13 protein-coding genes are annotated in these 13,909 nt (G+C 35.9%); 2 read left to right on the top strand and 11 right to left on the bottom strand.

Annotated elements, in window-relative coordinates; translation table 11 throughout:
• Positions 1 to 88: 88 nt before the first annotated feature.
• Positions 89 to 1,114 (bottom strand): DUF2515 domain-containing protein, encoded by a 1,026-nt coding sequence (locus GFJ36_RS07115; protein WP_097889761.1) that lies wholly within the window; start codon positions 1,112 to 1,114, stop codon positions 89 to 91.
• A gap of 103 nt (positions 1,115 to 1,217) precedes the next feature.
• Here GFJ36_RS07115 and recU point away from each other — a divergent pair, with 103 nt between their 5' ends.
• Together recU and GFJ36_RS07105 are read left to right on the top strand one after the other, a co-directional pair.
• The gene (gene recU, locus GFJ36_RS07110; protein WP_046958934.1) at positions 1,218 to 1,820 is read left to right on the top strand and encodes a Holliday junction resolvase RecU; all 603 of its coding nucleotides are present in this window, start codon (positions 1,218 to 1,220) and stop codon (positions 1,818 to 1,820) included.
• A gap of 65 nt (positions 1,821 to 1,885) precedes the next feature.
• Entirely contained in the window at positions 1,886 to 4,582 is a 2,697-nt protein-coding gene (locus GFJ36_RS07105; RefSeq protein WP_157349520.1) for a PBP1A family penicillin-binding protein, read from the top strand.
• A gap of 22 nt (positions 4,583 to 4,604) precedes the next feature.
• Here GFJ36_RS07105 and GFJ36_RS07100 read toward each other — a convergent pair whose 3' ends face one another.
• From GFJ36_RS07100 to panB, 10 genes are all read right to left on the bottom strand, one after another.
• Positions 4,605 to 5,123, bottom strand: a complete 519-nt coding sequence (locus GFJ36_RS07100; RefSeq protein WP_088608761.1) for a YpoC family protein — start codon at positions 5,121 to 5,123, stop codon at positions 4,605 to 4,607.
• Between the two features lie 3 nt (positions 5,124 to 5,126).
• On the bottom strand, positions 5,127 to 5,774 hold the full coding sequence (gene nth / locus GFJ36_RS07095; protein WP_097889736.1) for an endonuclease III: 648 nt from the start codon (positions 5,772 to 5,774) through the stop codon (positions 5,127 to 5,129).
• A gap of 15 nt (positions 5,775 to 5,789) precedes the next feature.
• Complete coding sequence (gene dnaD, locus GFJ36_RS07090; protein WP_000728534.1) at positions 5,790 to 6,497, bottom strand: DNA replication protein DnaD; 708 nt, start codon at positions 6,495 to 6,497, stop codon at positions 5,790 to 5,792.
• Positions 6,498 to 6,618: 121 nt separating this feature from the next.
• Positions 6,619 to 7,806, bottom strand: coding sequence for an aspartate transaminase AspB (gene aspB, locus GFJ36_RS07085; protein WP_088062716.1), 1,188 nt, complete (start codon positions 7,804 to 7,806; stop codon positions 6,619 to 6,621).
• 18 nt (positions 7,807 to 7,824) lie between these two features.
• Positions 7,825 to 8,328: a cell wall elongation regulator TseB-like domain-containing protein gene (locus GFJ36_RS07080; RefSeq protein ID WP_088608759.1), complete on the bottom strand. Its 504-nt coding sequence runs from the start codon at positions 8,326 to 8,328 to the stop codon at positions 7,825 to 7,827.
• Between the two features lie 7 nt (positions 8,329 to 8,335).
• The gene (locus tag GFJ36_RS07075; RefSeq protein WP_000358351.1) at positions 8,336 to 8,506 is read right to left on the bottom strand and encodes a YpmA family protein; all 171 of its coding nucleotides are present in this window, start codon (positions 8,504 to 8,506) and stop codon (positions 8,336 to 8,338) included.
• 250 nt (positions 8,507 to 8,756) lie between these two features.
• The gene (dinG, locus tag GFJ36_RS07070; protein ID WP_097889737.1) at positions 8,757 to 11,561 is read right to left on the bottom strand and encodes an ATP-dependent DNA helicase DinG; all 2,805 of its coding nucleotides are present in this window, start codon (positions 11,559 to 11,561) and stop codon (positions 8,757 to 8,759) included.
• A 128-nt stretch (positions 11,562 to 11,689) separates the two neighbouring features.
• A complete protein-coding gene (gene panD / locus GFJ36_RS07065) occupies positions 11,690 to 12,073 on the bottom strand; it encodes an aspartate 1-decarboxylase (protein ID WP_088608757.1) in 384 nt (127 codons plus the stop codon).
• A gap of 12 nt (positions 12,074 to 12,085) precedes the next feature.
• The gene (gene panC / locus GFJ36_RS07060) at positions 12,086 to 12,934 is read right to left on the bottom strand and encodes a pantoate--beta-alanine ligase (protein WP_088608756.1); all 849 of its coding nucleotides are present in this window, start codon (positions 12,932 to 12,934) and stop codon (positions 12,086 to 12,088) included.
• The gene (gene panB / locus GFJ36_RS07055) at positions 12,934 to 13,770 is read right to left on the bottom strand and encodes a 3-methyl-2-oxobutanoate hydroxymethyltransferase (protein ID WP_000853116.1); all 837 of its coding nucleotides are present in this window, start codon (positions 13,768 to 13,770) and stop codon (positions 12,934 to 12,936) included. The genes panC and panB overlap by 1 nt, the downstream gene beginning before the upstream one ends.
• Between the last annotated feature and the right edge of the window lie 139 nt (positions 13,771 to 13,909).

Raw genomic sequence — 13,909 nt, 5'->3', positions numbered from 1 at the left:
TTTGAGATTAAATTGTTAGCATACACGGCAGGATTACTTCACATTAAGAAGTCCCGTCTTCATTTATGAAGACGGGACTTCTTTTTTATTATATCACGAACTCATCCATCCTTTTAACAAAACGATTTACGATAGAAGCAACATAGATTTGCTCCCTCTTTCTTTTATACCATTCTGTTATATCAACTTCACCCTTATACTCTTCCAGTAGAAACAACTCATTTATTTCCATATCTCTACAAAACCAATCTCTCATACTTATTTCCTTATGTGCAACGACAGGATAAACCTCTCTAAGGGCTGGCGTACAAGATTTTCTAGCTTCTCTTTCATAATATTCATAATCTGCTCTTGATCCTGTGTGTATAGTTTGCAATGCAAACCTATGGAATAAACTTTTATAATTCGGATGAAACAGTAACTCCGCTAATTTCTGCCCTAGTTCTATACGCTTTTGTAACGTTTCAAATTGATAAACTGAAAAACCATACAACCTCCCTTCAACAGTCGGAAAAATAACAGCACTAATATGAAGCATTTCTTGCAATTTAAAAAGTGCAGTATGGAATACATGTTTTTTAAAATATGTATTCTCAATAACTGGTTTTTGAATTTTATTTTGCTCATTTATAATAAGCGCTGTCATGAGCCTATTTATATCTTTTTTTTCCCAAAAATAAATCCATTCTTTTTCCATAAAAATTGATACATTAAAATATTGTAACAAATAGAATAGTGGTACCTGCCTCCTCTTACTTTCTTCGTATAACAATAGCTGAGGAAATGCATCTAAAAAAATAATCCAATTCGCTTCTTCATAAGTCAGAAACAAATGTTTTTTTACTGTTTGAGGTAAAACAGTAGCATAATATCTCCCTTTTAAATCAGTCATATTCCATCCAGCATTTCTCGAGACCATACTTGCTAAAAAGGCCCACCTAATTTCACTGTTCCTTACATAATATTCTTGATAAGACTGTGTTCGAGAAATATTGTCCATATTAGCCATTTCTATTTTCCTCTTAATGTTATAAACGATTGTTTTTTCTTCGTCTGTACAAACCATATTTTTACGATATTGTTTAATTTTCTCATAATCATTCCATGTAAACATAAATAAGTCATCATGCCTTTCTTCAAAAAGGTCACATCTTTTTTCATTTTTTGTTATAATCACCTTTGTAAGTAATTCTTAGCAAGTTGGGAGTGGACACACTATGACCATTCGTTACCCAAACGGAAAACGGTACAATCAAGCTTCACAACCTCATAAAACACCAATTAAAAAACATACTTATAGTAATAGAGGTATGTCCCTTGAAGAGGAATTGAATGAAACAAATGAATATTACTTAACCCATAATATTGCATGTGTACATAAAAAACCTACACCTCTTCAAATTGTAAAAGTAGATTACCCCGCTCGAAGTGCTGCAGTGGTAAAAGAAGCGTATTTTAAACAACCTTCTACAACAGATTACAACGGTGTATACAAAGGGAAATACATCGATTTTGAAGCGAAAGAAACAAAAAATAAAACCAGCTTTCCACTTCAAAACTTCCACCTTCATCAAATTGAACATATGAAGCAAGTAATCGTTCATGATGGAATTGCATTTGTTATTATTAAATTTACACTTTTTGATGAACTTTATTTACTAGATGCAAAACATATTATTGCATTTTGGAATCGTCAAAATACTGGTGGACGGAAATCGATTACGAAAGAAGAAATAGAAGAGCATGGATCTTTATTATCATGCGGTTATCACCCTCGGATTGATTATATCCGTGTACTAGACACGGTTTATTTTTCGTGATAGAGTCATCACTAAGGCTCTTTTTTCGACTTTTGGGGAGAGAATGAAAGGTAGGAGAAAGTATAATGTCAGATAATTATCGTTCTCGTACAGAACGAAATCATGTAAAAAATCAAAATCAAAAGCAAGAAACAAATAAAGAAAAAAAACCAAAGAAAAAAGGCTCCTTTTTTAAAAAATTCCTTATAGGTTGTCTACTTCTTGGTATCGTTGGTCTTATAGCTAGCGTTTCCGCTTTCTTTGTTATGGTGAAGGACGCTCCAAAATTAGACAAATCCAAACTTGTCAATCCTTTATCAACAAAGTTTCTTGATAAGAATGGGAACTTTTTCTATGAATACGGTGCTGAAAAACGAACCCACGTTACGTATGATCAAATTCCAAAGGTAGTTGAAAGTGCATTCCTTGCAACTGAGGATTCACGTTTCTATGATCATAATGGAATTGATTTTAAACGAACTACAAAAGCAGTTATGGAAAATGTCACTGGAGGGTTCGGATCTCAAGGTGGTAGCACGATTACACAACAAGTAGTCAAAAACTATTTTCTAACGATGGACAAAACTGCGAAGAGAAAAGTACAAGAATGGTACCTATCTTACAAATTAGAGCAACAATACTCTAAACATGAGATCTTAGAAATGTACTTAAATAAGATTAACTTAGGTAACCGTTCGTACGGTATTGCAACAGCAGCCAAAAAATATTATAACAAAGATTTAAAAGACTTACAGTTACATGAAGCTGCAATGCTTGCAGGTTTACCACAAGGTCCTAATATTTATGATCCAACAAAAAAAGACAACGTTGAACGAGCTACACAACGTCGTAACGTCGTATTATCATTAATGAATCGACATGGTTATATAACAAAAGATGAAATGAATAACGCAATGAAAATCTCTGTAACTGAGGGTCTTCAACCGTCTTCAGAAATAACTGAGATGAAGTATCAAGCATTTTTAGATGCTGTTGTAAAAGAAGTTGAAAAAGAATATCCCGATGTAAATATCGGTTCAGATGGTTTAACAATTCATACAACAATTGATCAAGATGCGCAAGATTACGCTGAAAAAATTATGGATGGCAACCTTATTAAGTATCCGAACGATCAATTCCAAGGATCATTCGTATTTATGGATACACAATCTGGCGAAGTTCGAGCAATTGGAGCTGGGCGTAAAGAAAGTAAGTCTACTTTCAAAGGTCATAATATGGCAACTGATTTAAAACGCCAAGTCGGTTCAACGATGAAACCAATTTTCGACTACGGTCCAGCATTTGAGAATTTACAATGGTCTACATACCATCAATTAAACGACTCAGAGTATACGTATTCCAATGGTAAGAAAATACGAAATGCAACAAAAAGTTACAAAGGTGACGTTTCACTACGTGAAGCTTTGAAAAAATCATTAAACATCCCAGCTTTAAAGACAGCTCAAGCGGTTGGTCTTCCTAAGTCACAAGCGTTTGCTGAAGGCTTAGGTATGACATTTAAAGACGGCAAAACATATGAATCAACAGCAATTGGTAGTAACGATAGTTCTCCATTAGAATTAGCAGGTGCATATGCAACCTTTGGTAATGATGGTAACTATAATAAACCGCACTTCGTAAAAGAAGTCATCTTCCCAGACGGTAAAAAGAAAAGTTTTAAACCGAAAGAACAACGTGCAATGCAAGACTACACAGCTTACATGGTTACTGACGTTCTTCGTGACGTAGTAAAACCTGGTTCTGGTGGTACAGGTCCAACAGCATACGTTTCTGGTTTTGACGTAGCTGGTAAAACAGGGACACAAAACTTTGATGAAGACGTTCTTAAAAAATATGGTATTCCAGCTGATGCAAACAGAGATAGCTGGTTCGCTGGATATACACCACAATATACAATGGCTGTTTGGACTGGTTACGAAAAGGATGGTCCAGAAAATTACATTGGTGATCGCTCTACTAGAATTGCACAACAAATGTTCCAAGTAATGATGAGCAAATTTGCTACAGATAAATCTCGCTTTGAACGTCCTTCTTCTGTACAAGAAATAAACGGAGAATTATACGTAAAAGGTGCGAAAAAAGATGCAATTAAACAAATTAAAGTAGATGCACCTAGTGGTCTTAATGTTACTTTCGATGGGGCTAGCACCGTTACACTAAACTGGTCTGGACCAGCAGAAGTTGATGCGTATGCAGCAAGCTATAAAGCAACTGACGGTTCAAGTGGTAGTTTATCAATAAATGGTACGACAGCTTCTCTTGGTGGTATTAAACCAGGCGTTACTTACAGCTTCTCTGTGGTAGCGAAAAAAGGTACTGGAACAAGCCCTGCAGTTGGTGCATCCTTCACTGCACCTGGCGGAACTCCAGACCCTAAGAAAGCTGAAGAAGAGGCTAAGAAGAAGGCTGACGAAGAAGCTAAGAAAAAAGCTGATGAGGAAGTACAGAAAAAAGCTAATGAAGATAAACAAAAACTAGAAGAAGCTAAGAAAAAAGCTGCTGAAGAGCAGCGTAAACAACAAGAGCAACAACAAGAACAACAAGAACAACAACGTAAACAACAAGAAGAAGCTCAGAAAAAGGCTGCTGAAGAAGAAGCCGCTAGAAAGAAAGCCGATGAAGAAGCTGCTAGAAAGAAAGCTGAAGAAGAGGCTGCTAGAAAAAAAGCTGAAGAAGAACAACACAAGCAACAAGAACAACAACAAAATACCGGAGGAGATACACCTCACGCAGACGGAAATGCTGTTATAACAGAGTCTTAATACAAAAAAGAAGTCCTTTCTCTTAACGAGAAAAGGACTTCTTTTTTGTTATCATTTTCTTTACATATAGCTTTTCTATTTCAATATACAACTGCGCTAACTGAATATAAGAATGATAATTATTCGGTTTTTTTATAATGAACGAATATCGCTCTACAAAATTAACTGGTTGTACTTCCAATATACTCGTGTAATCTTCCATTTCGTTCAAACTATGGATAGGTTGCTCATTTAACCAATATACAATTGATAACAAATGCGCTGCAAAAAGAATCATTGGACCTTCAACTTCTTGCTTATTTCTGTTTCGAAATAGTGTAGCAATGTCTTCATGCTTACTTTTCCATACATTCAACAGTACAGGAATACTATTTTCAATTTCATTCCACGGCTCATATTGTCTTTCAATATCAAATATAAAGTAAGTATTTTGTATTATTTCTTCAAAAGACTGATCTGTATGATACGTAATCGAAGTTACGCTTTCTGTAAAAAATGGTAAGCACCGAAATTCTTTCGGTATTTCTATAACTCGCTCCATCCTTTATTTCCCCTTCATTCGCTTCTTTCCTTCACGACACACTTCTAGTAATCGGCACTCTTCACATTGTGGTCGCTGTGCTTTACAGTGGTAACGCCCAAAGAAAATCATACGATGATGTGTAACGCCCCATTCATCCATCGGAACTTTCTTCATTAATGTCTTTTCTACTTCTAACACCGAATCTTTCCACCTACAAATCGCTAACCGTTTACTCACTCTCTCTACATGCGTATCAACAGCAATCGCTGGAATTCCAAATGCAACCGAAACAACTACATTCGCTGTCTTTCTTCCTACTCCTGGTAATTTCATCAGCTCGTCACGGTCTTCTGGAACTTTCCCGTTATAATCATCTAGCAACATCTGGCACAATTTTTGAATATTTTTCGCCTTATTTCTAAACAATCCAATGGAACGTATATCTTGTTGTAATTCTTCTAAAGACACGCTTAAATAATCTTCTGGTGTTTTATATTTTTGAAATAAATTTTTCGTCACTTTATTTACAAGTGCATCTGTACATTGTGCAGATAACGCCACCGCGATTACTAATTCAAATGGATTATCATGAATTAATTCACAATGTGCTTCTGGATACATATCCGCCATTGTGTCTAAACAATAGCGAATTTGCGTTTTATTTAACATATACTTCCTCCTACATTACTGCTCCAACCAATTATAAAAAGGCACTTTCCCAGTAAATTTCGTCTCTTGTTTTGTCGTTTGCTGCGTTCGTTGTTGATTTGCTCTAAATTTCCGTCCTTGGTTTTGGGCTTGATCTACTGTTTTAATACCATTCTTTTTCCACTCAAATAAAATACGATCAATATATCGGAAATTAAGCTTACCGCTCATTACAGCTTCCCTGAGGGCCGCTTGAATTAAATTCGGATGATGTTGATCTTGATCTTCCCACATACCCAACGTTTCACATTCAAACGGAGAAAGTGGTCTTCCAAATTCTTTTTCAAATACTGTATATAAATTTACTTGCAGTTGTTTTATTTCTTTTTGTTCTTCCTCTATTGATTCGTTCATTAAGAAATGCAATATTTTTTCCCATAGCGGTTGTAAAGAATAACTTTCACACATCATCGCTTCTGATTTTTGTCCACCTTCTAGTGATAAAAAACCTTTTTGAATCAATGTCTGAATTACTTCCATACATTTCATTTCAGTAATCGTCATCCGTTCTGAAATCTCTGACGGAGTCGGAAACGAATTGCCCGATTCTAAAAATGTGTGTACATGAAGTACAACCATAAATTCCATTTCATTTAGCCCTAATTTTTTATAATGCATCATAAGTAATTTTGGAATTGCAATGCTTCCCTGCTCAAACCACTGTAACATCATTTTCTTTTTCATCACCAAACACCTCGCTCTCTAGTATAACACACCTTTCGCTATTTCTTTTTGCCACAATTCGTCAAAAAAACCTTCCTATTATGTAGGAAGGTTTTTTGTATTGCGTTAATAAAATATACAATTAAGCTTGCACTTTACTTTTCATAAACGTATGAATGCGTTCCAATGCTTTCTCTACTTGTTCAAGAGATGTCGCATATGATAAACGAACGTTATTTGGAGCACCAAATCCTGTACCTGGTACAAGAGCCACTTTTTCCTCTTCTAATAGAGCTTTTGCCCAATCATCCACAGTTTCGTATCCTGATAAAGCTACAGCTTCTTTTACATTAGGGAATAAGTAAAATGCACCTTGTGGTTTAATGCAAGTAAAGCCAGGGATTTGAATTAATTTATCATAAATAATGTTTAATCTTTCTTCAAATGCTTGACGCATTGTTTCTACAGGTTCTTGTGAGCCTGCATATGCTGCAATTGCGCCGTATTGAGCGATTGAAGTAGGGTTTGACGTACTATGACTCGCTAAGTTCGTCATCGCTTTAATAAGCTGCTTATTTCCTGCTGCATATCCAATACGCCATCCTGTCATAGAATGAGATTTAGATACACCATTAATAATAAGTGTTTGTTCTTTTAATGCATTAGAAAGCTGGGCAATCGAAGTATATTCTGCTCCACCATAAATTAATTTTTCATAAATTTCATCTGAAACGATTAAAATATCGTGTTCTAAACATATTTCTCCAAGCTGTTGTAATTCCTCTTTGCTATAAATCATTCCTGTTGGATTGCTCGGTGAATTAATAATAACTGCTTTCGTTTTCTCTGTAATTGCCTCACGCAGCTGCTTCGCTGTAATTTTGTACTCATTGTCTTCCAGGCCTTCTACGTAAACTGGCTTACCTCCAGCAAGCTTTACTTGCTCAGGATAACTTACCCAATAAGGAGTTGGGATGATAACTTCATCTCCTTCATCAAGTAACACTTGGAATAATGTATATAATGCATGCTTTGCACCGTTACATACAATAATTTCAGATGGATCATACGCAATTCCTTGATCACGTGTAAACTTCTTCACAATTTCTTGTTTTAACGCTTGTAATCCACCTGTTGGTGTATACTTCGTATGTCCTTCTAACATCGCTTTATGTGCAGCATCCATAATATGTTCTGGCGTATTAAAGTCAGGTTCTCCTGCCCCTAATCCAATTACATCATGACCTTCTGCTTTTAATGCTTGTGCCTTTGCTGTAATTTCTAAAGTTGCAGATGGTGTTAAAGCAGCTACTCGCTTTGCTAATTTCATTTGTAGTTCCCCCTACATCTATTTTTCAATGCTGTAGTGACCAGCATAAGCCCCATTTTGAAACTCTAAATAATAATACGTATAACGATCTTCCTGATCAATATATGTAATTTCCCACAACGGAATATCGTTTTGAGCACCTAATTTTACTTTTATAATTTCTTTTGGCTTTGGCTTTGGCTCATCACCTTTTCCTGTAGCTTGTTCAGCCAACTTTTGCAAAGCTTCTTTTTCAGGAATACCTTCACTCTTTTTCTTCACAAGGACATTCCCTTTTTTATTAGGCACCCAAACAATAATTTGTTCTCCTTTTTCGTCTACACCTTGTACGACTGTATATGAAGAATTTCCATTATAATAATCAACAGATTTTACTTTTGTAAGCTTTGCCTTTTCTTTCGCAATTTCTACAGATTTTGCCTCTTTAGGGATTTTCTTTTCCATTGCTTTATTGTAAACATACGCCCCATATATTCCGCTAGCAACGATTACGATAACGATTGCAAAGATCCACTTTTTCATTGTATCACTACGTTCTGTAAATCGTAAATACAGCTATTTCTTTATCTTTTTCGTCTAATGCTAATCCGAACATGAGGTCCTGTTCTTTTAACGTACGATTCAAACTATCAACAATTTTATACAAGTCAGACGAATATTTAATACGCGTCGTTGATAGGACTTCGATTTTCTTATCCATGAAAAAACTCCTCCGTTACACAAAAATTTCTAATTATAGAAGAACGCAATACGGTTACAATAAGAGTACATTCTTTACAACCCCTGCTTCATCACCCATCTATTATAGCAGGACATGTACTGCAAAAAAAGGTTTCAAGTCGAAAACCAATACATTTTGTATACAAGAAGTAAGAAAAATAAAATTCCTCCTACCCACATTTTTTACGCCTGAAGCTTAAATGTACTTCAGGCGTATTTTTCTTCCAATTTTATTTATTTGGCCATGCCTTTAATTGTTCTAATAATTCTTCTAGAGGGCCTTCATAAAGCGGAACAGTTGGGATTGATTGTAAAAAACGTTTTCCATAAGAAGCGCTTATCAAACGACGGTCTAATACAAATACTGTTCCGGTATCTGTACTTGTTCTAATCAGACGACCAAATCCTTGTTTGAAACGCAAGATTGCTTGCGGGAGTGCTAACTTAGCGAATACGTCCTCTCCTTGATTTTTTAACCACTCTCCTTTTGCTTCCATCATCGGTTGATGAGGAGGCGTAAAGGGAAGCCGTACAATAACAAGACAACTAAGGGCTTCTCCAGGTATATCTATCCCTTCCCAAAAACTACTTGTTCCTAACAAAATCGATTTGTCGAACTCTTGAAATTTACGAATGAGACGACTTCGGCTCTTATTATTTACACTTTGCGTTAATAATAAATACCCCTCTAATTCCTCATCATTTTTCAAATTCGTATACGCTTCTTTCAACATTTCATACGAAGTGAATAAAACAAGCATTCTACCTTTTGTAGCTTTCGCGATTTTTGCAATATGTGCCGACACAGATTCAATATATTCTTCATTACTTGCTTGCTTAATAAAAGGCACATCTGTTGAAACCATTAATTTCATCTGTTCTTCAAAACGGAATGGTGATGGAACCTGTAATGTATTGGGAGCAAAATCATGTAAACCTAGCTCCTCTTTTATATAGTCAAATGAATCGTTTACTGTTAACGTTGCTGATGTGAAAATAACACTCTTTTTCTGTGTTAAAAATTCATCCGCAAGCCTTTCACCAATATGAACAGGCTGTGCATATAAAACGGTTGAATGAATTGTTCCCTTCGTTTCAGTCTCCATCCATGTCACATATGAATTTTTTTCTAAAATGAGTAATTGTAAAGATTTTTCCATCTTTCTCAACAACTCAATTAAATGCATAAATTCACCTGTAATAACATGCATCTCCCATTCTAATTTACTTTGCAATATATCAACTTGCTTCTCAAGTATAGTCAATAATTTTCTTACATCGTATACAAAACGATTTGTTAACTCGGTAATGCTATCCCATAACTTACCTTTCTCTACTTCCGTGTTATATCGATAAATGAGTGGCATATTGCTTATCCCTTGTTCCTGCTTTGTTTGTTTAAAGATGAAAGCACGTAACATTTGGAATAGCTCATCCGCATCAAATTTCAATTCCTTCAAACTATGACTCACCATACGGAAAGTCGAACGAGAGGCTTGCTCTGATTTTTTCATCATTTTATATACTTTAGAAAGTACATCATCTGTTTCTAGCGTACCAAGACGAGATAAAACTAATTGAAAATACATACAGGAGAACTGTTCACCTAATATTCTGCTCGCCGCTTCCTCGATATGATGAGCTTCATCAAAAATAATATGTTCACATGAAGCAAATAGTGGTTCTTCACTTGAAAAATCTTGAAATAATAACGCATGATTTGTAATAACGATATCTGCAAATAATGCTTTATTCTTTGCTCGTTGATAAAAACAACGGCTATACCAGTTGCTTTGCATTCCGCCTGGACTATGTACATCACTACAAATACGGTTCCAAAGTAACTTTCCACCCTCAGGAATATTTAATTCATCACGATCGCCAGTTTCTGTTTGCAATAACCACACTAAAATTTTTGCCTTTGTGAGCGCCATATCATAATTTTTCTCTTCCTCTTGCAAAGCATATTCAAATTTATGTAGACAAAGATAATGCTTTCTTCCTTTCAAAAGAGCTACTTCAAATGAAAATGGCATTATTTTCTGTAATAATGGAATTTCTTTTTCTAATATTTGTTGTTGCAGTTGTACTGTTTGGGTACTTATGATGACAGGTTCTTCTTTTTTCGTTGCAAAATAAATACTTGGAAGTAAATATGCAAGAGTCTTTCCTGTTCCTGTTCCTGCTTCAATTAGTGAAAACCTAGAATCTCTTAGTGCTGTATATATTTCCTTCATCATAATCTGTTGGCTTTCTCTTTTTTCAAACCTTGGCATATTCAATTCAAGTTTATCGATTGCCTTGTGCAAGAAAGCATCAAATTTAGATGAACATGTTTCACTGAGATTTAAAGCATAATTCCGTTTTCGAAGCGCAATATTTCGATACACTTCATACCCCTCTGCCACTTTTCTACCATGCATCATTTTCTTTAAAATATTTTCAGAAAGTACATCCGCTATATCACTTTGAAAAACATCGCTCAATTCATAAAGCGATTGCAAGGTGACAAGTGGTAACTTTTCAATTTCATTTAAAAATTGTAAAAATAATTCCGCTGTTGCAAGAGCATCACTATCCGCACGATGCGGTTGATCGTGCTCTAATTCATGTTGTTTAGCTAAATCACGTAATTTATAACTATCAGCTGTCGGCAAAAGAATTTGCGCCAACTCCACTGTATCAACTTTGGGACAATGTACTTCTGTATATCCAGCCCACCTTAATTCTTCCGTTAAAAAATTCCAATCAAAGTGAACGTTATGTGCAACAAAAGTTGCACCTTGCAATAGCTCAACAACCATCGGGGCTACATCATGAAATAACGGGGCTTGCTTAACCATACTCTCATCAATCCCTGTTAATTCTGTAATAAATGGCGGAATCTCTCTCTTCGGATTAATAAAAGATGAAAAAATCTCTAGTATCTCTCCATCTTCCACTACAACAGCTGCGATTTGGGTAATTTTATCCTTCCCGTCCTTCCAGGAGTTCCCTGTCGTCTCTAAATCCACAACGACATAACGTTTACTCATATATGTAACACCTCAATTTCTTACCTATCAATCACAAAATTATATAATGTTACTATACCACGTTTTATCTCATCTTAATGAAAAGATGCACAAAAAAGCTATCTCCGTAATAGAGATAGCCTTCTTACTTATAATATCGTACCCGCTTTTTCAGTGCCTAACATTTGGATAATTTGATTATCATCGTCTAATACTGCAATTTTCGGCTCTTGGTTATGAATATTTTCTTCTGCCACTAAACCGTAGCAAATAATAATAACTTTATCCCCTGGCTGTACAAGCCTTGCAGCTGCACCATTTAAACAAACAACACCGCTACCGCGTTCTCCTTTAATAACATATGTCTCTAAGCGCGCACCATTATTGTTATTTACAATTTGTACTTTTTCATTTTCTACAATATTTACTGCATCCATTAAATCTTCATCAATTGTAATACTACCTACATAATTTAAATTTGCTTCTGTTACCGTTGCGCGATGTAACTTCGCTCTCATCATTGTGCGAAACATAGATGCTCCCCCTTATTTAACCGTTAATGTTATATTGTCAATTAATCGTACATTCTCAAATTTAACTGCAATTGCTAAAATCATTCGTCCTTCAATTTTATCTATTACTTGTAGTGAAGGATAGGCATATAAATCAGCATAATCTACAGTGCCTTTCGTATACGTCTCAATATACTCTTTCACAAGAGTTGTAATGATTTCTGCATTACGTTCGCCTGCTTCAATTCTTTCTTTCGCTATACATAGACTGCGGTATAAATGAGGAGCCTCTTCACGCTCTTCTTGTGATAAATACACGTTACGAGAACTTTTCGCTAATCCATCTACTTCCCTTACAATATCCACTGGTACGATCGTAACCGGAATATTAAAATCAGCGACAAATCCTTCAATGACAGCAACTTGCTGTGCATCTTTCATACCAAAATAAGCACGCGTTGGCAATGTAATATTAAATAGTTTCATTAGTACAGTCGCAACTCCAGCGAAATGACCAGGTCTTTGTTTGCCACATAATACATCGGTACGCTTCACAACTGCTACTGTTGTCGTTTGTTCTGCTGGATACATTTCTTCTACGCTCGGATAAAATAAATAATCTACACCGTTTTCTTTTGCTACATTTTCATCTCTATCAATATCACGAGGGTATCGATCTAAATCTTCATTCGGCCCAAACTGTAGCGGATTGACAAACACGCTTAAAACCACAATTTCATTTTCTTCTCTTGCCTTACGTAATAAAGTCGCATGGCCTTCATGTAAATAACCCATCGTTGGAACAAAACCAATACTTTTTCCACTTATACGAAGTTCGTTTGTAATTTGCTGCATCTCTTGCACTGTAGTTACGATTTTCATTATTGTTTTCCTCCGTATAACGCTAAGCATTCTTCCTCTTTCATTGTGAATGAATGTTTTTCTTCTGGAAATTGCCCTGTCTTTACTTCAGTAACGTATTGTGAAATCCCTCGCACAATCTCCTCTTGAACAGACGTATATTGCTTTACAAATTTCGGAACACGATTTACGCCGTATGAGATAAGATCATGATAAACAAGTACTTGCCCATCTACTTTTTTCCCTGCTCCAATTCCAATCGTCGGAATTGTTAGTTGCTTCGAAATTAATTCCGCTAACTGCATTGGCACACATTCTAACACAAGCGCTATCGCACCAGCTTCCTCACATCTCTTCGCATCTTCTATTAATTTTTTTGCACTTTCAGCATCTTTTCCTTGTACTTTATACCCACCTAGTACTCCTACAGATTGAGGAGTTAAGCCTAAATGTGCCACAACAGGAATTCCCGCATTCGTCAAGTAATGAATAGTTGATACCACTTCCCCTGCACCTTCTACCTTCAGTGCATGAGCACCACTCTCTTGAACAATGCGGCGTGCATTCACCATCGTATCTTGAGGCGACACATGATACGACATAAATGGCATATCAGTTACAATAAACGTCTCTTTCGCTCCTCGGCGTACAGCTTTCGTATGATGAATCATATCCTCTACTGTTACAGGTACTGTTGAATCGTAGCCTAGCACAACCATCCCAAGGGAATCTCCAACTAGAATCATATCAACTTCAGCTTCTTCTGCTAACTTAGCAGATGGATAATCATACGCCGTTAGCATCGTAATCGGCTCACCTTGCTCTTTCATCTTCAAAAAATCTGTTTTTGTTTTCAAAAACTACTCCTCCTTTATACAGGAGAGAGGAGATGGCCGAAATCATATAAAAAACCCCTCTGGCCATAAAAGGGCAGAAGGGTTGTGTGTTAGTCGGCATTATTCATCCCTCTGTCCCAGTCCGTTATTGGATCAAGGC

The sequence above is a fragment of the Bacillus sp. EE-W1 genome (assembly GCF_009760835.1).
Lineage (GTDB): Bacteria > Bacillota > Bacilli > Bacillales > Bacillaceae_G > Bacillus_A > Bacillus_A wiedmannii.
This window is presented reverse-complemented; position numbering and strand designations above follow the sequence as displayed.